Genomic DNA, 19,130 nt, shown 5'->3' on the forward strand with positions numbered 1-19,130 from the left:
GACGACGGCGGTCACGGTGAGGGCCTTCTTCGGGCTGGCGATGCGGCGGATGGCGGCGAGGGACACGGAGTACCACTTTCTTCGGGGACAGGGAGGTCGCTCGCTCGCCGGGGGCCGAGTGTGTTCCGGTCCTGGCGTGCGTCGGCACCGTGACCCTGTGGGGGTCGTGGTGCCTGGCGACGTCCTCAAGACAACCAGGCCGGAGAAGCGTCCGCAATGACCCCTTTTACTAGTTGTGGCCGCATTGGGGTGTTTGCCGGCTGGTGTGAGCTGGCTCTCAATCCGCAGGTCAAGGCGCATGCGCGCGTTCAAACATGCCCCTTTTCGTCCACTATCGCGGGTAGTGGGTGACGTGGGTCATGTGGGGTGCTTCACCGGTTCCGCGACACTGCGTGCACGGGGGATCACGGTGCGGGTGCGGTCGATGTGACCGCGGTCTCGAAAGCGGCCCGGGCTTCGGGCGTCGAACGGAGGGCGGATCGTGATCAGCACGGCCGAGTACGCGGCCCTGTCCGCATCGGACATCGCGCGGCACGTCGACCGAGGTGACCTGTCGGCCCGTGAGGTCGTCGCGGCCGCGCTGGCGCGGATCATGGAACGCGACGACGCCGTAAGGGCGTTCACCGACGTCTGGGAGGAACGGGCCCTCGCCCGGGCCGCGGACGTCGACGCCCGGCTCGCCCGTGGCACCGTACTGCCGCTGGCGGGAGTGCCGATCGGCGTCAAGGCCGGAGAGGGTGCCGACTCCTTCCAGAACAGGCGACTGACGGAGGCCGGGTGCGTGCCGGTCGGCGCCACCTCGGTGCCGCGCGGTCGGCAGGGCTGGCAGACCTACGGTCACACCGACCGCGGCCCCACCCTCAACCCGCTCGACCCGGCCTGGTCGCCCGGCGGGTCGTCGGCCGGGTCCGCTGCCGCCGTCGCCGCCGGCCTCGTACCGATGGCGAGCGGCTCGGACGGCGCCGGCTCCGTACGCATTCCCGCCGCGTGGTGCGGGATCATCGGCTTCAAGCCCACCAACGGACTGCTGCCCGCCCGCGACCGGGCGGGACTGAACTCACCGGGGGTGCTGGTCCGGAGTCCGCCGGACGCCGCCGCCTATCTGGACGCGGTCGCCCCCGTGCGATCCGTCTCGACTGACCCGGCGGCACCACCCACCGCCGCATGGTCGGCCACCCTGGGGTATGCCGACACCGACACCGATGTGGCCGCCGTCGCCCGTCGTGCCGCGCGGACACTTGCCGACCAGGGCATCCTCGCCGTACTGACGGACCGGCCGCTGACGCTGGAGGACCCCGCACCGGCCTGGGCGGCGCTACGGGCGGGCGGCCGGCCGCCCGCGGACGTGGACCGCGTCGTCGCGGTCAACAGCGCACGCCTGCGGGACTGCTTCGCGCACGCCGACCTGCTCCTCACGCCCACCACACCGCACCCGCCGCACGGTCACGACGGTCCCGGAGCCCGGATGAGCGTGGCATTGACCTGGTCTTTCAACATCACGGGACACCCTGCGCTCAGCCTGCCCGCCGGACGCACCGCGCGCGGCGAACCGGTCGGCCTGCAACTGGTCGCGCCCCATGGCGCCGACGCCCGGCTCCTGGCCGTGGCCTGCCGTGCCGCGCGGGCTCTGTCGGCCCGTACGGCCGCTCCGGACGGGGGGCCGGCGACGTAGGCTGGAAACCGATGCTCTGAGAGGTCGCCCTCTTCAGGGACGGCACCCGCACGGAGGGTGGCCAGGACGCGCGGTCGGCAGCAGAGCCTGCCCTGCGCACGGCCGCCGGCATCCGAAGAGACGGGGTCCGAAGGGACGGCGATCACGCATGAGCGACAGCGGAAACCAGGCAGTGGCGTATCTCGAGCCGGGTGCGGTCGAGGTCAGGACCATCGACTACCCGACGCTGGAACTCAAGGACGGCCCGGGAGTGGCACCCGAGAACGTCGGTCGGATGTGCCGGCACGGGGTCATTCTCAAGGTGCTCGCCACCAACATCTGCGGCAGCGACCAGCACATGGTGCGCGGGCGCACGACGGCGCCCGCGGGGCTGGTCCTCGGGCACGAGATCACCGGAGAGGTGGTGGAGCGGGGCCCGGACGTCGAGTTCATCGCGGTCGGGGATCTCGTCTCGGTGCCGTTCAACATCGCCTGCGGGCGGTGCCGCAACTGCAAGGAACGCAAGACCGGTATCTGTCTGAACGTCAACCCGGCCCGGCCCGGGGCGGCTTACGGCTATGTGGACATGGGCGGCTGGGTCGGCGGCCAGGCCCGGTACGTGATGGTCCCGTACGCGGACTTCAACCTGCTGAAGTTCCCCGACCCCGACCAGGCACGCGAGAAGCTCCTCGATCTGACCATGCTGTCGGACATCTTCCCGACCGGCTTCCACGGTGCCTACACCGCGGGCGCGGGGGTCGGGTCCACGGTGTACGTCGCCGGAGCGGGCCCCGTCGGTCTGGCCGCCGCGGCGGCGGCACAACTGCTGGGCGCGGCCGTCGTCATCGTCGGGGACCTCAACGCCGAACGCCTTGCACAGGCACGGAGTTTCGGCTGCGAGACCGTCGACGTGTCCGACGGCAACGTGGCGGACCAGATCGAGCAGATCCTGGGCGAACCCGAGGTCGACGCGGCCGTCGACGCGGTGGGCTTCGAAGCCCGCGGACACGGCAAGGACGCCGAGGAGGCGCCCGCGACCGTCCTTAACTCGCTGATGAGCATCACCCGAGCGGGCGGTGCCCTCGGAATTCCCGGACTGTACGTCACGGACGACCCCGGCGGCGTCGACGAGGACGCCCGGACCGGGACGCTGAAGGTGCGGCTCGGCCTCGGCTGGGCGAGGAGCCACACCTTCACCATGGGACAGTGCCCGGTGATGCGCTACCACCGAGGGCTGATGATGGCGATCCTGCACGAGCGGGTGCACATCGCCAAGGCGGTGAACGCGACCGTGATCGACCTGGAGGACGCCCCGCGCGGCTACGCCGAGTTCGATCAGGGCGCCAGCCGCAAGTACGTCCTGGACCCGCACGGCGCGCTGGCCGACGTACAGCGCGTCTGACCGGTTTCGCCCCGCCCGCAGGCGTCGGCCGGGTGGTGGTGCGGCTCGCGGCCGCACCACCACCTGCCGGGCCGTCCCCACACTTTCCTTCGTGCTCAGCCGACCGGCGGCCGGCGATCGTGCCAGGGACGGGCGAGTTCGAGCGTGCGGGACACCTGGAGCAGGAGGTCCTCCCGCCACGGTGCGGCCACGAGCTGCACGCCGACGGGCAGCCCGGTGCCGGCGTCGTGATGGACGGGCACCGAGATCGCCGGCTGGCCGGTCACGTTGAACACCGACGTGAACACCCCCAACGGGTAACTGTTCAGCAGGGCCGCCAGGGGATGGCCGTCGGTGCCTGCCCGCCAGGCACCGACGGGCGGCGGCAGGCACGCCGTCGTCGGCGTGACCAGGAGGTCGAAGCCGGCGAGGAAGCCCTCGACGATGCGCCGCGACAACTGCTGGGCCCTGCGCACCCCTTCGGTGTAGGACCACGAGTCGACGGACCGTGCCGCGGCCCGCAGGGCGCGGTTGTGGGGCTCGACACGGTCCGGATCCACGAGCGGGACCCCGCTGCCGCCGACGTTCCAGATGGTCATGAACGCCGCCACCAATTCGTCGGTCGGAGGCAGCGGGAGGGGTGTGTCGACGACGTGGTGACCGGCCGATTCCAGCGTGCGCAGCGTGACGGCGACGGCCGCGGCACACGCCGGGTCCACGGCGATCCCCGCGATCGGGGAGTCGGTGAGCACACCGATCCGCAGCCCCGTCGGCGGGTCCGTCCGCAGTACGGAGGCGAAGGACCTGTGCGGGTCCGGCGGCGACCACCACAGGCCCGGATCGTGGCGTACGAGCACGTCGAGGGCGGCCGCGGTGTCCGTCACCGTGCGGGTGAGCACACCGCTGGTGCCCAGCCCCTCCGCGCTCACGGTCGCGTTGCCGACCAGGCCGCGGGTGGGTTTGAGCCCGACGAGCCCGTTGCACGAGGCGGGGATGCGGATCGACCCGCCGCCGTCCTCGGCATGGGCGATCGGCGCCATCCCGGTGGCGACGGCGACACCCGCTCCGCTGGACGACCCGCCCGGCGTGCGATCCGGGTCCCACGGGTTGCGCGAGACGCCGAGGGTCTCGTTCTCGGTGAACGGCAGGGCGCCGAACTCGGAGGTGGTGGTCTTCCCGAGCGGGATGAACCCCGCGTCCACCAACCGTCGTACGACCGGGTCCGATGCCGTGGCAGGTGCCCGCCCGGTGCCGGCGGAGCCATGGGTGGTGGGCCAACCCGCCACGTCCACCAGGTCCTTGACCGGCAGCGGAACGCCGTGGAACGGCGGGAGGCCGTCGGCCGACGCGGTCCGCGCCACCACGTCGGCCGCGGCGGCCGCGGCTTTGCGGACCTCGTCGTCGGCCCGGTGGCAGAAGGCGTTGAGGCGCGGGTCGAGTGCGTCCATCCGGTCGAGGTAGCAGTCGACGATCTCGACCGGGCTGACCTCCTTGCGGCGTACGGCTGCGGCGAGTTCGACGGCCGGGGTGAACGGGTCGATCGGTGAGTGCGTCACGAGCGGTCCCTTCTGGTCCGCGGTGCTTGCGGGAGCCGTCAGTCTCGGCGCGCCCGCGCCGTCCCGTCTTGGACGAATGTCACGTACCTTGGCGTCATGCGATCCGCCGAGCCGGCGCCCGATGCCGTGGCGGTGTGGGACATCGCCACGCCGTCCGGGCCCGGCCCGCTGCCCGGCGTCAGCATGGCCGGATTCCGGGGCCGCACCACGGACCCCGTCGACCTGGACATCGTTCCGTACCCCGCTGTCACGGTCGCCGTCGACCTGGGCGACGGGCTGCTCGCCGTCGACGACGGCAACGGCTGGCGGCAGAACGGCAGTTTCGTCCTCGGACTCGCGGCCGGCGGCGTCCGGGGCCGCGGCCGTGACATCGACTGCCTGCAGGTGCGGCTGTCGCCGGTGGTCGCGCACGCGGTGCTGGGCGTCTCCGCCGAGCCGAACGGGACGATGGTCACCCTCGACGACCTCTGGGGCCGCGAGGGCGCACGCACGCGGGAACGACTGCACGCCGCCCGCTCCTGGGAGGACCGGTTCGCGATCGCGGCGGCGGCGCTCGTCCGACGGTACGAGACCGGCCGGCCGATCGAGCCCGAAGTCGCCTTCGCATGGCGGCAGATGGTGACCAACCGGGGCGGGGTCCGGGTCGAGCGGCTGGCGGCCGAGATCGGCTGGAGCCGTAAGCGCCTGTGGTCCCGGTTCCGGTCCCAGATCGGCCTCAACCCCAAGCGCGCCGCCCAGTTGGTCCGTTTCGACCACGCGGCCCACCGGCTGGCCGCGGGCCACAGTGCCGCACGGGTGGCGGCGGAGATCGGCTACGCCGACCAGTCCCACCTTCACCGCGATGTCCTGGCGTTCGCCGGTGTGACCCCCACGGCCGTCGCGGCCGCGCCGTGGCTCGCGGTCGACGACATCGCGTGGGCCGCCCCCGCATACCTGTCCAGTTCCTGATCCTACGGTCCGCGTCCGACGGCCCGCCGCATGGGCGCCGTACGCCAGGGAGGTCGCATGGGAGTCGCCGTCCGGGCGTGGTTCTGCGTCTGGTTCGTCGTGGGCGCACTGGGCTCGCTCGGTGTGCTGACGGTCCTGACCATCGGTCCGTTCCTGCTGCCCGTCGCGGTCGCGGCAGCCGCGCTCCTGGCCGTGCGGCGCGGCTCGTCGGCCGGGCTTCCGGGGCTGGTCTCCGGGCTCGGCGTACCGCTTCTGTACGTGTCCTTCCTCAACCGTGAGGGCCCGGGGAACGTGTGCACCACGACGGCCTCCGGCCAGTCCTGCGTGGACGAGTTCGACCCGTGGCCGTGGCTGGCCGCGGGGGCGGTCCTCCTCCTCGCCGGGATCGTGCTCGCCGTGGTTCTGCGACGCCGGACGGACCCGGCGGCCCGGAAGTAGGGCCGGTCCGACAACTCCCGCTGTCCCGCGTCGTCATCTGCGCCCTAGGCTGACGCGATGACAGACGTGGCGAACGAACTTCATGACGTCGGGCCGGAGTTCGCGAGGTCGAGCCTGTGGCGGCAGCGGGACTTCATGCTGCTGTGGAGCGGTCAGACGGCCAGCGAGATGGGCTCGGCCGTCACCCAGCTCGCGTTGCCGCTGGTCGCGGTCGTCGCGCTGAACGCGAGCACGCTGGAGGTCGGGCTGCTGACCGCCGCCACCACGGTGGCGTTCGCGCTGATCGCGCTGCCCGCGGGCGCGCTCGTGGACCGCGGTTCCAAGCGATCCATCATGATCGTCTGCGATGTCCTGCGGCTGCTGATCATCGGCTCGGTCCCGGTGGCGGCGGCCTTCGGCACCCTGACCATGGCCCAGCTCTACCTCGTCGCCGTCACGGCAGGCGTGTGCACGGTGTTCTTCGACGTCTCGTACCAGAGCTACGTGCCGTCGCTGATCAGTGCCGAGCACCGGATGGAGGCCAACGGCAAACTGGCGACGACCCAGGCGTTCGCGCAGCTCGGGGGACCCGGCGTGGGCGGGGGACTGGTCGCGGTGCTCGGTGCGGCGGGCGCGATGGCCGCCGACGCGATCTCGTACGCGTTCTCCGTCACCGCGCTCCTCGGCATCAGGACGCGCGAGGAGCCGCCGCCCGCGCGGCGGCCCGAGGAGACGCTGCGCAGCCAGATCGCCGAGGGACTGCGCTTCGTCGTCGGGCACAAGGTGCTGCGGAAGGTCGTGGCGTGCACGGGCACCGCGAACCTGTTCGGCGGCATGAGCACGGCACTGGAGGTGATCTTCCTCGTCCGGGAGTTGCACGTACCTCCCGCGCTGATCGGGCTGATCACGGCGGGCACGGCCGTCGGCGGGGTCGTCGGGGGCGCCCTCGCGGGCCGGCTCGCCAGGAGGATCGGCTCGGCGCGGGTCATCTGGATGTCGATGCTGGTGTTCAGCGCGCCGCAGATCGTCGCGGCGGCGGCCTGGCGCGGCTGGGGCGTGCTGCTGGCCCCGCTGGGCTGGGGCGTCGCGTACTTCGCCGGGATGGTGTACAACGTCGCGCAGCTCAGCTACCGGCAGTCCGTGACGCCGCCCGAACTGTTGGGCCGGATGAACGCGGCCGTCCGCTGGGTCGTGTGGGGCACGCTGCCGCTCGGCGGGATTCTCGGCGGAGTGCTCGGCACGCAGATCGGCGTGCGGCCTACGCTGGCGCTGGCGTTGGTCGGTTCGTGGGCGGCGGGCTGGTTCGTGTTCTTCTCCCCGCTGCGCCGCATGCGCGATCTCCCCGCACCCGCCGCGGGGTGACGCGGCGGTACTGACGCAGCCGCGGTTCCTGCCGGAGTGAGTGTCAGATCCATCATGACTGGTCGAAGGCCATTTGCGGTAGGACGGAGCGCACGTCGGTCGAGACTTGTCGCGGCTGGTGGCCTGCCCGCAGACTCGTCGTCATCCACTCCTCGACGTTCGTGTCGGCATCCGTTCTCGGCTGTCGGCGCGTTCGTCGTGCTGTCCCGTCGTGTGACGGGTGCGGGTCGGGGGGTGAGGGAACGAAGGGGGATCGATGGATCAGGACATGGTCATGCGGGCGAAGGTGCGACTGCTCAGCGCCAACCGGAAGGTGGTGCGTGGCACCGAAGGGCTGTGGATCTACCGCCTGTTGACCCAGGTCGACCTGGAGGCGTACGGGTCGAAGCTGGCGTACGTCCTGGTGGAGGCCAGCGCCTCGGCGCAGGTGCGGGACCTGCCTCGGCAACGGCTGGCGCTGCTGGACGAGGCGGTGGCGGTGGCGACGGCCCTCGACACCGCGAACCCCTACCGGGCCAAGATGCTGGCGCGAGCCCTCGAAGCCCGGCGGGAACTGGACGGGCGCCGGGCGACGTGACGTCACGCTAGCCTGCGTCTTCATGACGCGCTCCTGGAACTTGGCGATTCCCTTCGGGCTCTGCGGAGCGGTCCTCGCGGCCGGTCTGTTCCTGAGCGGGAGCCCCGGGGACGCCGTGGTGGCTCTGCTGCTGTTCGCGCTGCTCGCAGCCATGAACTCACCTCTCGTGTTCCCGCGGTCGATCGGTGCGCCGGAGGCACGACGTCGCAGTGCGGCCGACGGCCGGCCGGTCGTCTACTGGCGGCCGGGCTGCACGTACTGCTTGCGACTGCGGCTCCGGCTGGGGCGCGACGCCCGCAGGCTGCACTGGGTCGACATCTGGCGTGACCCGGAAGGGGCCGAGGAGGTGCGGGCGGCCAACGACGGCAACGAGACCGTGCCGACCGTCGTCGTGGCGGGCCGGACGCACACCAACCCCGATCCCGCGTGGGTGCGCGCGCAGATTCCCTCGGCGTGAGCCGGAGCGACAGACCGCGACACCCGAGCCGTCCGGGCTCGGGTGTCGCGGTCTGTCGCGGGCGGTGCGGGTGGTGCGGGCGGTGCGGGCGGTGCGGGTGGTGCGGACGGTCACTTCGGGTCGCGTCGGAAGGAGGCGGTCGACCAGCGGTAGCCGAGTGCCGCGAGCACCAGGCACCAGGCGACGGCGAGCCAGCCGTTGTGGCCGATCTCGGTGCCGAGGAGCAGGCCGCGAAGGGTTTCGATGGCGGGGGTGAAGGGCTGGTACTCGGCTATCGGCTGGAACCAGCCGGGCATCGCGTCGATCGGGGTGAAGGCGCTGGAGATGAGCGGCAGGAGGATCAGCGGCATGGCGCTGTTGCTGGCGGCCTCGGCGTTGGGGCTGGCCATGCCCATGCCGACGGCGATCCAGGTGAGCGCCAGGGCGAACAGCGTGAGCAGTCCGAACGCCGCCAGCCATTCCAGGACGGTGGCGTCCGTGGAGCGGAAGCCTATGGCGACGGCGACGGCGCCGACCAGGACGACGCTGGCCACCGACTGCATGACACTGCCGACGACGTGCCCGACGAGGACGGAGCCGCGGTGGATCGCCATGGTGCGGAAGCGGGCGATGATCCCCTCGGACATGTCGGTGGCGACGGACACGGCGGCGCCGATGACGGTGCTGCCGATGGTCATCAGCAGGATGCCCGGGACGACGTAGGCGATGTAGGCGGAGCGGCCCGAACCGCCGCCGGGCAGCCCCGCGCTCATCGTGTTGCCGAAGATGTAGACGAACAGCAGGAGCAGCATCACCGGGGTGAGCAGGAGGTTCAGGGTGAGCGAGGGGTAGCGCCGGGCGTGCAGGAGGTTGCGGCGCAGCATGGTGGCGGAGTCGCGCACGGCGAGGGAGATGGTGCTCATCGGGCAGTCTCCTTGGACTTGTCGGTCTGGGTGGGCACGCCGGGCTTGCCGGTGAGGGCGAAGAAGACGTCGTCGAGGTCGGGGGTGTGCACGGTCAGTTCGTCGGCTTCGATGCCGGAGCCGTCCAACCGGTCGAGGATCGCGCGCAGTTCGCGCTGGCTGCCGTCACTGGGGAGCTGGAGCGCCAGGGCCTCGTCGGCGCGGGTGGCGTCGCGCAGGGCGCCGGCGGCCGCCTGGTAGACGGCCGGGTCGGTGAAGCGGAGCCGGACGTGCCCGCCGGGGACGATCCGCTTCAGTTCGTCGGCGCTTCCCTCGGCGGCGATCCTGCCGTTGCTCAGGACGGCTATACGGTCGGCGAGTTCGTCTGCCTCCTCCAGGTACTGGGTGGTGAGGAGGACGGTGATGCCGCCGTCGACCAGCTCGCGGATGATCTGCCACATGTTGTGGCGGGCACGCGGGTCGAGGCCGGTGGTCGGTTCGTCGAGGAAGATGATCCGCGGGCTGCCGACCAGGGTCATGGCGATGTCGAGGCGGCGCTTCATGCCGCCGGAGTAGGTGGAGGCGGGCTTCCCGGCCGCCTCCACCAGGTCGAAGCGTTCGAGGAGTTCGGCCGTGATGCGTCGTCCGTCGCGCCGGGACAGGTGGTGCAGGTCGGCCATGAGGAGCATGTTCTCCTCGCCGGTGATCAGTCCGTCGACGGCGGAGAACTGTCCGGTGACGCCGATCGCGGCACGTACGGCCTGCGGATCGGCGGCCACGTCGTGGCCACCGACCCGGATCTCCCCGGAGCCCGGGCCGGGGGAGATGAGGGTGGAGAGGATGTTGACGGTGGTGGTCTTGCCGGCGCCGTTCGGGCCGAGCAGGGAGAAGACCGTTCCTTCGGGGACGGTCAGGTCGATGCCGTCGAGGACGGTCTTGTCTCCGTAAGCCTTGCGCAGCCCGTGTGCCGCGATGGCCAAGCCGGTCATGAGTGGGTGCTCCTTCTGGGGCTGCGAGTCAGTGGTCGAAGTCGGTGACTGAGGCGTCGAAGGTCAGAGGCTGCGGGCGGTGATGTCGCCCTGGGAGGTGGTCGCGTGGATGTGGAGATCGGTGGTGCCGTCGTTCTTCAGGTCGTTGCTGACGCGGCCGTGCGAGGTGCCGGCGTCCAGGGCCGCCGAGACGCCCGAGGCAGCGCCGACCGAGATGTCGCCCTGCTGGGTGCGGAGTTCGACCTTGCCGCGGACGGCCTCGGCGATCCGGATGTCGCCCCGCTTCGTGGTGATCCGGGCGGGGCCGCCCAGCCGGCCGACCTCGACGTCGCCGTCGGTCGCGGTGAGGTCGAGGCTCGCGACCTCGTCGATCTTGATCTGGTGGTAGGCGCCGTCGAAGACGACCTCGCCGAGGCGTCCCACCACCCGGAACTCGGTGGCGGCAGCCTTGGCCTCCACGCGGGAGCCGACGGGCAGTTGGACGGTCGCCTCGACGGCACCGGAGCCGAGGAGCTGGTTCCCCGTCGGGACCCCGATCCGCAGGACTCCGTCGGCGTAGGTGACCGTGGTCTGCTCCGCCGTCTTCGCGTCGCGGCTCTTCGATGCGTTCGCGGGCCGGATCTCGACCGTGGTGTCGGCCCGGTCGGCGGCGATGACCTGGATGCGGCCCGCGGGGATGTCGAACACGGCGGAGACCGGGGCGGGGGTGTCGAACTTCTGCATCGTTCTCTCCTTGCGAGTCCTTGTTTCTGACAATGGAAAAGCTACGTTGCGTTCGCAAGAGTGGCAACCATGATGTTGCGTCAAATCGCTGTTATCGCTGGTAGATGAAGCGATTTTGTTGCAACGGCTCTGAACGTAATGCAACAGCGCACCAGGGCTGTTGTTGCAATGGACTGAGCGTGAACGCTATGCTGGCGGCGTCACGCGAACATGAAGGAGATGGCGATGCCGGGAGGCAGACTCACCCAGAAGGACCGACAGCAGATCGCGCTCGGGCTGGCCGACGACCTTCCCTATGCGGAGATCGCCCGCCGCCTGGAGCGTCCGACCTCGACGATCACGCGTGAGGTGATGCGCAACGGCGGCCCCACCGGCTACCGCGCGGACGTGGCCCACCGCGCCACCGAACGCCGTACCGCCCGGCGCAGGCCCGCCGCCGTCCAGGGGGAGAGGCCGACGGCCCTGCCGCACGGACGCGACCCCGTGGCCGTGGCCGAGTACGAAGAGCAGTTCACCACCGTCATGATGCAGTCGGGCCTGTCCAAGATGATGGCGCGGGTGATGGTCAGCCTCCTGACCGCCGACACCGGCAGCCTGACCGCGGCCGAGCTGGTGCAGCGCCTCGAGGTCAGCCCGGCGTCCGTCTCCAAGTCGATCGCCTACCTGGAGAGCCAGGCCCTCGTGCGCAGGGAGCGCGACGAACGCCGTCGCGAGCGTTATGTCATCGACGAGGAGCTCTGGTACCAGGCGATGGTCGCCAGCGCCCGGTCCCTCACCCAGCAGGTCGAGCTGGCACAGCAGGGCGTAGGGGTCCTCGGCCCGGGTACCCCGGCCGCCGTCCGGCTGGAGAACGTCGCCCGCTTCCTCGACTTCGTCGCCGAGAGCCTCGCCCGTGCCGCGGAGCAGGCCCGCGACATCCTCTCCACGAAGGCCGAGCCGACGGCGGCCGAGCCGACCGCGGACGACAGCGGTTCCTGACGCGGCCCGGCGTCACATGTGCCGGCAGGCCCTGGTTTTGACTCGTTGTGGCCTTGTGGCCTTGTGGCCTTGTGACCGCGTGGCCACAAGGCGGAGTCGTCCAGGCAAGTGCCCGGAGCGGGCAGGCACCTTCCGCCGTCCCCGTCCCCCTCCCCGTCCCCTCCCCGCCACCGGCGGCGTGCGCATGATCCCGCCGTGTTCTCGCGGGCAGGGCACGCCGCCGACGGCGGTCGGTCACTCCGTGCGCAACGCCGTGGCCGTGCGGACCCTGGCCGCCCAGCCCGCCGGAGCCGAAGCGCCCACCAGGGCGACGACCACCCCGGCGAGGCCCAGCAGCACCAGTTGCGGGGTGTCGTACACGTCGAGGACCGAAGGCGGCAGTCTGGTGCCCGCGGACTCTCCCATGACCGGCAGCACATAGCCGTGCAGCGCGAACCCGGCCGGGACGCCGATCAGTCCGCCGACCACACCGATCCCGGCCACCGAGGCGAGCACGAGACCCACGGTCTGCCGCGGGGACATGCCGAGCGCCTTGCACACCCCCAGGTCGTGGACGCGCTCGCGGGTGTCGAGGACGACGGAGTTGAGCACTCCGAGGCCCGCCACGCAGACCAGCATCAGGGTGAGCAGCGCGGCCATCGCCTCCAGCAGCACGATCATGTTCTCCCCTTCCGGGGCGGATTCGGCGAAGGCGTCGCCACCCAGCGGCCGGACCACCGCCGCGAGCTTCTGCGCGTAGTCGGCCGGGGAGACCCCCGACCCGACCTCGATGTGGAAGGCCTCCGGCTTCGCCCTGGTGAAGCTGTCGAGATCCGCGTGGAGGCGCAGACCGTCGTCCGACGTGTCGAAGGCCTCGCCGACGATCCGCAGGCTCACCGTCTCCTTCTCGAACGTCACCCGGACGGTGTCGCCGATCCGGTCGCCCGTCCGCTCCAGGAAGCCGGTGGGCACCACGACCTGACCCCGGCCGGAGAGCCAGTGCCCCGCGATCATCTCGTAGCCGCCGGAGCGGGAATCACCCTGGTAGAGGGTTGCCCGGACGGTGCCGGAGATCCCGGCCACCGTGGCGTCGTCCTGCGCCGTGCCGTAGTACGAGGCGGTGCCGGGCTGCTTCGCGATCGCGGCGCCCACCGCGGCCGGATCGGCCGACGGCTGCTGCTCGTTCGACTCCGGGGCGGCGGGCGCCCGCCCGGAACCGGCCGCGGGCGCCTTCTGCACCCGGCCCGGGCCCGACCCGCCTGCCCCGGTGATGGCGGTGACATCGGCGCTGTTCTCGGGATCCTGCGCGTTCGCCACCGCGTTGAGGGACTGCGTCAGTCCCACCGCGAACGTCGCGGCGACCGTCCCGAACGTCACCGCGAGCACCATCGCGATCGCCCGTACGGGATGCGCGAAGGGACTCGCGAGGCCGTACGTCACCGGACGCGGCAGCGGGAGCCGCCCGGCCGCGCGGTGCGCCCACTGACCGCGCGTGGTGCGCGGCGCCCTGCCGACGGCGATGGCCTCGACCGTACGCAGCCTCCCGGCCCGCAGCGCGGGCACCAGCGCCGCGACCGCGACCACGAGCAGCGCGCCGGCCGGCACCACGACGTCCACCCACCAGGCCACCGACAGCGACACGGTGCCGTACACGGACTCGGTGTCGTTCAGCAGCGGCACGGCCAGCAGGTTGCCGAGGACGACCCCGAGCGCGATGCCGGCCGCGGCGGGGATCAACGCCTGGGCCACATAGGCCCGTACGACCTCCCGCGGGGTGAATCCGATGGCCTTGAGGATGCCGATCCGGCGCAGACTCGTGCCCACGGCGCCGCTGATGACACTGCCGATGATGATCACCGACATCACGATGCCGAGCACGCCGAACGCGAACAGGAACGGGATCGTCGCCGACGCGCCCTGATTGGCGGAGTGCTTGGTGTCCAGCCAGGACTGGGTGCCGACCAGCGCCCCTGGGGGCAGGGCGGCGGCGAGCTTCTTGCGGTCGGCGGTGATCTGCGCCTTCGTGGCCGCGGAGTCGAAGCGGTAGAGCATCTGGTTCGTGAGGGTGCTCTCCCCGGTGGCGAGGGATCTGACCTGAGCGGGGGTCGCCCACATCTCGGCGCTCTTACTGGCCGACAGCGCGAAGCCCACGACGGTCAGCGTCTGCGCGTCTGCGGCGTCGGAACTCTTCAGTGTCGTACCGAGCGGGAGGAACTGGCCGGAGAACGAGACGGACAGGACGATCTCGCCGGACTTCCGCGCCCATCGGCCCGACTTCAGGTCCAGCGCGTCCACGTCCTTCCCCGGACCGGACCGTCCGACCAGCGTCAGCGCGGGCAGGTGTCCGCCGTCAGGGCCTACCGGATTGACCGTCGTGGACGGGAACGGTCCCGCGCTCGCCGTGACCCCCGCCAGGCCCCGGGTGCTCGCGAGCTGTGCCGTGCTCACCCGGTCCGGGTCGAACGACGCGGTGAGGTGCGCCCCGTGCTGGCGCGCGAAGGCGTGGTCGAAGGGAGCGTTCGTGGCGACCATCAAGGACCCGGCGACCACGGCCGAGGCCACCGCCATCATGGTGGCCACGGCGATCACCAGCGTCTGGACGCGTCGTCTGCCGACCCCGGAACGTACGACCCGTCCGAGGGCACCGCCGCCGAACCCGATCATCGGACGGCCTCCGCGCGCGTGTCGGCGGCGACGCGGCCGTCGACGAGATGGATCGTGCGCTGCGCGCAGGTCCGGGCCAGCTCCAGGTCGTGGGTGACCAGGACGACGGTCTGCCCGCCGCGGTGCAGATCCACCAGCAGCTCCCGTACGTCCTGCCCCGACGCGGTGTCCAGCGCGCCGGTGGGCTCGTCGGCGAGCAGCAGGGCGGGCTTGTTCACCAAGGCCCTTGCCACGGCGACCCGTTGGCGTTCGCCGCCGGACAGCCGCCCCGGGTAGGCGCGGGCGTGCTTCTGGATCCCCAGCACCTCCATCAGCTCTCCGGCCCGGGACGCCGCCGCCCGCCGGGCGGTCCCGGTGAGCTGTGCGGGAAGCTGGATGTTGTCGGCGACGGTGAGGTCGTCGAGCAGGTTGAAGAACTGGAAGACCATGCCGATCCGTTCCCGGCGGAAGCGGGCCAGCGCGTGCTCGCCGAGCCCGTCGACGCGCTGCCCGGCCACGGTCACCGTGCCCTCGGTCGGCCGGTCCAGACCGGCGATGAGATTGAGCAACGTGGACTTGCCGCTGCCGGACGGCCCCGTCACGGCCAGGGCCTCGCCCTGGGCCACGCCGAGATCGACCGGTCCGAGTGCCGGGGCGTCGGCGCCGCCGTACCGCTTGGCCACGCCCTCCAGTTCGATCACGTGATTCATGGGGGTGTCCGTCCTTCGTGGTCGGGGAGCCGATGCCCTGTGTGGGCCCGGTGAACGTACGGGTGGGCGCCGCGGCGGCGCGTCGGCCGTGGCACCGACATACGGCCCTCCCCGCGGAGGATCCGGCTGCGGGGTCCTCCTCGAGGAGTACGCCTGGCGGACAGACGGGCTGGTCACGCAGGTGGACGTGGACCCGTGCCGTGGCACCGCACAATGTGCGGATGGAGAAGGAGGACCCGTACGGGCGGCCGCGCGACACGTCGTGGGCGGGCACATGGCGAGAGAGGGCCGGCGACGTACTGCGGCCGGGGACGTGGTGGGCGCATGTCCGCGACGCGATGCGGCCGGAGGGCGAGCCCGCCCCGCTGTCCCGGCGGGCGGTGGTCCTGGACGTGGTGCTGGCACTCGTGCTGACCGTCGTCGCGCTGGTCGTGGCGGCGCGCTATCCCGGTGACGGGCCGGTACGGATCAGTTCCAGGGCCGTTTCCGTGGGCCGGGACGCGGTGCCGTACCCGGTGCGTCCCCCGGTCCCCGGACCGGGGGACGTGTACGACCCGCGGTCCTCCGCTCCCTGGGGCCTGGTCGTGCTGTCGGCGCTGCCGCTCGTGGCCAGGCGCAGGTTTCCGCTGCTCGCGTTCGGTGTGATAGCCGCCGCCGCGCTGGCCCTGGGTGACGCAGTCTCCTGGATCAACGTGCTGACCTGCAGTATCGCGGCGTACGGAGCCGTCGCGCACAGCCGCTACCGAACGCGGGCCCTGACCGCGCTGATCGCCGCCGCCGTGCTGGCGGGAGTCGCGTTCCGGGACACTGACCCCATCCTCCCCGGCTGGTCCAGCCCCGCCGTCGTGCTCCTGGTCGTCGGGGTGCTGGCCAGCCTCGTGCGCCTCGGGCGGCTGCGGCTGGAGGCCAGCCGGAAACGCTTCACGGACCTCCAGCAGGCCCAGGAGAGGGCCACGCGCAGGGCCGTCGAGGAGGAACGCGCCCGGATAGCCGCCGAACTCCACGACGTCGTCACCCACAATGTGAGCGTGATGGTCATTCAGGCGGGTGCGGCGCGCAAGGTGATGGACGCGGCCCCCGAGCGGTCCAAGCAGGCACTGCTGGCGGTGGAGGCCGGCGGACGCGCCGCCATGGCCGAACTCCGCCATGTGATGGGCCTGCTCGCGGGCCCGGCGGCGGGTGCCGACACCCCCGCCGACGGTCTGGAGCCGCAGCCCGGCCTCGGCCAGCTCGACGCCCTCGCCGACCGGGTGCGGGCCGCCGGGACACCGGTGGACCTGACGGTCTCGCTGCCGCCCGGCCCGCTGCCGCCGGGGGTGGAGCTCACGGCGTACCGCGTCGTGCAGGAGGCGCTCACCAACACGATCAAGCACGCGGCGGGCGCCGACGCGACGGTGACGATCGGCTTCGCCGGCTCCTGGCTGGAGATCGAGGTCGACGACACGGGAGCGGTCCGGGACTCGCCGCCGATGGGCGGCAACGGCCGCGGCCTGATCGGGCTGCGCGAGCGGCTCGCGCTCTACGGCGGCGAGCTCACCGCCGGGCCGACGTCCGGCGGCGGATACCGGGTCGCGGCCCGCATCCCGTGGGAGGCGTCGTGAGCGGGCCCGCCCTGCGCGCGGTCATCGCGGACGACCAGGCCCTGGTGCGCACCGGCTTCGGGATGATCCTCGCCGCCGACGGCATCGAGGTGACGGCCGAGGCGGCGGACGGGGCCGAGGCGGTCGACGCCGTCCGGCGCACCCGGCCCGACGTCGTCCTCATGGACATCCGGATGCCGCGGATGGACGGCATCGAGGCCACCCGGCGCATCCTCGACAGCGGCTCCGACGGCACCGACGGCACCCGCGTCATCATCCTCACGACGTACGACCTCGACCACTACGTGTACGCGGCGCTCACGGCCGGAGCGAGCGGCTTCCTGCTCAAGGACGTCACGCCCGAGCACCTCGTGGCGGCCGTGCGCCTGGTGCGCTCCGGTGACGCGCTGCTCGCGCCCACGATCACCCGAAGGCTGATCGAGCGGTTCGCGCACCAGGAGGAGTCCCCGCGCACGGCCCTGCACCGCGACCTGTCCGGGCTGACCCCGCGCGAACTCGAGGTGCTCCGCCTGCTGGCGACCGGCCTCAGCAACGCCGAACTCGCCGACCGTCTCTTCCTCAGCCCGACCACGGTCAAGACGCATGTCGGCCGCATCCTGTCGAAGCTCGACCTGCGGGACCGCGTCCAGGCCGTCGTACTCGCCTACGAGAGCGGCCTGATCTCCCCGCAGGGCCCGTCGGGCACCGGCTGACGACCGGCCCGGGCGAACGCCGGGGCCGGGCCGCCCGTCAAGGGTGCGTCCGTACGGAGAACTCGTTGCCGTCGGGGTCGAGCAGCAGGGCCCGGCCGTCGGCGTCCTCGCCGGTGGACGTGCGCGTCGCGCCGAGCGAGACCAGTCGGTCGAGTTCGGCCTCCCGGTCGGCGTCGGCGGACAGCGCCAGTTCGAGGTACAGCCGGTTCGGTCCCGTCTTCGGCGCCACCGGGGGACCGCCCCAGGTGATCTTCGTACCGCCGCTCGGCGACTGGATCGCGGTCTCCTCGTCCTGGTCCCAGACCAGCGGCCACCCCAGCGCCGCGCTCCAGAAGTAACCGACCTCCCGCGTACCGTCGCAGGCCAGCGCTCCGATGAAGCCGGTGTCGGCGAGGAACTTGTTGCCCGCCTCGATGACGCAGAACTCGTTGCCGTCCGGGTCGGCGAGCACCACGTGGTCCTCTTCCGGGAGCTGGCCCACGTCGAGGTGCTCGCCGCCGAGTCCCAGGGCCCTGGCCACCGTCTGCCGCTGCTCCTCCGGGGTGGCGCTCGTGAGGTCGAAGTGGGCCCGGTTCCGGCCGGTCCTCGGTTCCTGGCTCGGCAGGAAACGTATGCGGAATCCGGCCTTGTCGGGCGGCACGATCGCGACGTCGTCGTCCGGGCCGTCGGCCGGCTCCCAGCCCAGGACACCGGACCAGAACCGGGCCAGGTCCGAAGGACGGGTCGCGTTGAAGCAGATCGCGAACAGTTGACTCGTCATACCTCGCACATCTCCGATCCGCTGACGGACGCTCCGGCACCGATCGCTGTCGGGGCGGGTCGAGGCGGGTGATCGGTGGCGTCGACATCGATGCGCAGCCGGGACTTCCCCGGCTCCAGCAGCGCCGCGGCAACCTGACGAGCCTAGCGAACGGGCCGAGGAGGGGCGAAGGGATTTAAGGGGCCGTCACCGCCGCTGTCCGGGCCTGGAGGCGGAGCCCATCGAGCCCGAGCGCATCGGGCTCGAGCGCTGGAGGTGGTGGGGATCACCCCTGGAGCTTCATGCCCGCGGGCGAGACGAGACCCTTGTCGGGGTGGGCGCGGAACGTGACCGTGCGGACAGCGGGCAGGCACGAGGGGCCGTTCGGGTACTGCTCCGTCAGCTTGGCCCGTGTGCTGTCCTCGACGACCGTTTCACCGCTCTTCGCGGACATCACGGTGAGCCGCACCGGCAGGGCGGACGCGCCCGCGGTGTCGGAGAGCCGGACGGACAGCGAGGCGAGCGGGTCGTCGGGACTGCCCGAAGTCCGCTGCTTGCACGTGCTGTTCACACACAGCATGATCGTCGCCGCGTCCTGGTCGCCGAAGTCGGCGGGCCGCCACCTGACGGAGATCTGCGACTCCGCGTCCGCCATGGTGCACGGGCTCTCCCCGCCGGGCTGCGAGCAGCCGGTCAGGGCCACGGCCAGCAGCGGTATGACAAGGGATCGGCGCATGGCAGCAGACACTACCTCGCCTCTGGCCTCTCGCCTCTCGCCTCTCGCCTCTCGTCCCTGGTACGAGACGTGGAGGTGTGGCCGTAAGACGGCGGAGCGAAACGCCCGAA

General features: G+C 71.9%; 18 protein-coding genes. 10 read left to right on the top strand and 8 right to left on the bottom strand.

The window, feature by feature from the left end; all coding sequences use genetic code 11:
• Positions 1 to 481 precede the first annotated feature (481 nt).
• Together ACWC24_RS39540 and fdhA are read left to right on the top strand one after the other, a co-directional pair.
• Positions 482 to 1,672, top strand: a complete 1,191-nt coding sequence (locus ACWC24_RS39540; RefSeq protein WP_450667749.1) for an amidase — start codon at positions 482 to 484, stop codon at positions 1,670 to 1,672.
• 148 nt (positions 1,673 to 1,820) lie between these two features.
• Positions 1,821 to 3,053, top strand: coding sequence for a formaldehyde dehydrogenase, glutathione-independent (fdhA, locus tag ACWC24_RS39545; protein WP_450667750.1), 1,233 nt, complete (start codon positions 1,821 to 1,823; stop codon positions 3,051 to 3,053).
• A gap of 95 nt (positions 3,054 to 3,148) precedes the next feature.
• Here the strand turns inward: fdhA and ACWC24_RS39550 are convergent, their stop codons facing one another.
• Positions 3,149 to 4,588, bottom strand: a complete 1,440-nt coding sequence (locus ACWC24_RS39550; RefSeq protein WP_450667751.1) for an amidase — start codon at positions 4,586 to 4,588, stop codon at positions 3,149 to 3,151.
• Between the two features lie 96 nt (positions 4,589 to 4,684).
• Between ACWC24_RS39550 and ACWC24_RS39555 the strand changes: the two genes are divergently transcribed.
• The 5 genes from ACWC24_RS39555 (at position 4,685) to ACWC24_RS39575 (ending at position 8,349) form a co-directional block, all read left to right on the top strand.
• Positions 4,685 to 5,536, top strand: coding sequence for a helix-turn-helix domain-containing protein (locus ACWC24_RS39555; RefSeq protein WP_450667752.1), 852 nt, complete (start codon positions 4,685 to 4,687; stop codon positions 5,534 to 5,536).
• A 57-nt stretch (positions 5,537 to 5,593) separates the two neighbouring features.
• A complete protein-coding gene (locus tag ACWC24_RS39560) occupies positions 5,594 to 5,974 on the top strand; it encodes a hypothetical protein (protein WP_450667753.1) in 381 nt (126 codons plus the stop codon).
• A 57-nt stretch (positions 5,975 to 6,031) separates the two neighbouring features.
• The gene (locus ACWC24_RS39565; RefSeq protein ID WP_450667754.1) at positions 6,032 to 7,315 is read left to right on the top strand and encodes an MFS transporter; all 1,284 of its coding nucleotides are present in this window, start codon (positions 6,032 to 6,034) and stop codon (positions 7,313 to 7,315) included.
• Between the two features lie 256 nt (positions 7,316 to 7,571).
• Positions 7,572 to 7,892: a hypothetical protein gene (locus tag ACWC24_RS39570; protein WP_450667755.1), complete on the top strand. Its 321-nt coding sequence runs from the start codon at positions 7,572 to 7,574 to the stop codon at positions 7,890 to 7,892.
• Between the two features lie 22 nt (positions 7,893 to 7,914).
• Positions 7,915 to 8,349, top strand: coding sequence for a glutaredoxin domain-containing protein (locus ACWC24_RS39575; RefSeq protein ID WP_450667756.1), 435 nt, complete (start codon positions 7,915 to 7,917; stop codon positions 8,347 to 8,349).
• A 110-nt stretch (positions 8,350 to 8,459) separates the two neighbouring features.
• Here ACWC24_RS39575 and ACWC24_RS39580 read toward each other — a convergent pair whose 3' ends face one another.
• The 3 genes from ACWC24_RS39580 to ACWC24_RS39590 all read right to left on the bottom strand — a co-directional run bounded on the left by ACWC24_RS39580 (position 8,460) and on the right by ACWC24_RS39590 (position 10,942).
• Positions 8,460 to 9,251 carry an ABC transporter permease gene (locus ACWC24_RS39580; protein ID WP_450667757.1) on the bottom strand — a complete coding sequence of 264 codons (792 nt, stop codon included), beginning with the start codon at positions 9,249 to 9,251 and terminating at the stop codon, positions 8,460 to 8,462.
• The gene (locus tag ACWC24_RS39585; protein WP_450667758.1) at positions 9,248 to 10,219 is read right to left on the bottom strand and encodes an ATP-binding cassette domain-containing protein; all 972 of its coding nucleotides are present in this window, start codon (positions 10,217 to 10,219) and stop codon (positions 9,248 to 9,250) included. Before ACWC24_RS39585 ends, ACWC24_RS39580 begins: the two co-directional genes overlap by 4 nt.
• Before the next feature lie 63 nt (positions 10,220 to 10,282).
• Positions 10,283 to 10,942: a DUF4097 family beta strand repeat-containing protein gene (locus ACWC24_RS39590; protein WP_450667759.1), complete on the bottom strand. Its 660-nt coding sequence runs from the start codon at positions 10,940 to 10,942 to the stop codon at positions 10,283 to 10,285.
• Between the two features lie 225 nt (positions 10,943 to 11,167).
• On the opposite strand from ACWC24_RS39590, the gene ACWC24_RS39595 reads away from it, so the two are divergent.
• Positions 11,168 to 11,920, top strand: coding sequence for a helix-turn-helix domain-containing protein (locus ACWC24_RS39595; protein WP_450667760.1), 753 nt, complete (start codon positions 11,168 to 11,170; stop codon positions 11,918 to 11,920).
• 234 nt (positions 11,921 to 12,154) lie between these two features.
• On the opposite strand, the gene ACWC24_RS39600 is transcribed toward ACWC24_RS39595, so the two are convergent.
• Entirely contained in the window at positions 12,155 to 14,563 is a 2,409-nt protein-coding gene (locus ACWC24_RS39600; RefSeq protein WP_450667761.1) for an ABC transporter permease, read from the bottom strand.
• Positions 14,560 to 15,252 carry an ABC transporter ATP-binding protein gene (locus ACWC24_RS39605; RefSeq protein ID WP_450667762.1) on the bottom strand — a complete coding sequence of 231 codons (693 nt, stop codon included), beginning with the start codon at positions 15,250 to 15,252 and terminating at the stop codon, positions 14,560 to 14,562. The genes ACWC24_RS39600 and ACWC24_RS39605 overlap by 4 nt, the downstream gene beginning before the upstream one ends.
• A 338-nt stretch (positions 15,253 to 15,590) precedes the next feature.
• On the opposite strand from ACWC24_RS39605, the gene ACWC24_RS39610 reads away from it, so the two are divergent.
• On the top strand, positions 15,591 to 16,853 hold the full coding sequence (locus ACWC24_RS39610) for a sensor histidine kinase (protein ID WP_450667778.1): 1,263 nt from the start codon (positions 15,591 to 15,593) through the stop codon (positions 16,851 to 16,853).
• Positions 16,850 to 17,545 (top strand): response regulator, encoded by a 696-nt coding sequence (locus tag ACWC24_RS39615; protein ID WP_450667763.1) that lies wholly within the window; start codon positions 16,850 to 16,852, stop codon positions 17,543 to 17,545. Before ACWC24_RS39610 ends, ACWC24_RS39615 begins: the two co-directional genes overlap by 4 nt.
• Positions 17,546 to 17,582: 37 nt before the next feature.
• Here the strand turns inward: ACWC24_RS39615 and ACWC24_RS39620 are convergent, their stop codons facing one another.
• Both ACWC24_RS39620 and ACWC24_RS39625 read right to left on the bottom strand, forming a co-directional pair.
• Positions 17,583 to 18,305, bottom strand: coding sequence for a VOC family protein (locus tag ACWC24_RS39620; protein ID WP_450667764.1), 723 nt, complete (start codon positions 18,303 to 18,305; stop codon positions 17,583 to 17,585).
• Between the two features lie 265 nt (positions 18,306 to 18,570).
• Complete coding sequence (locus ACWC24_RS39625; RefSeq protein ID WP_450667765.1) at positions 18,571 to 19,020, bottom strand: hypothetical protein; 450 nt, start codon at positions 19,018 to 19,020, stop codon at positions 18,571 to 18,573.
• Positions 19,021 to 19,130 lie beyond the last annotated feature (110 nt).

The organism is Streptomyces sp. NPDC001443 (assembly GCF_053597355.1).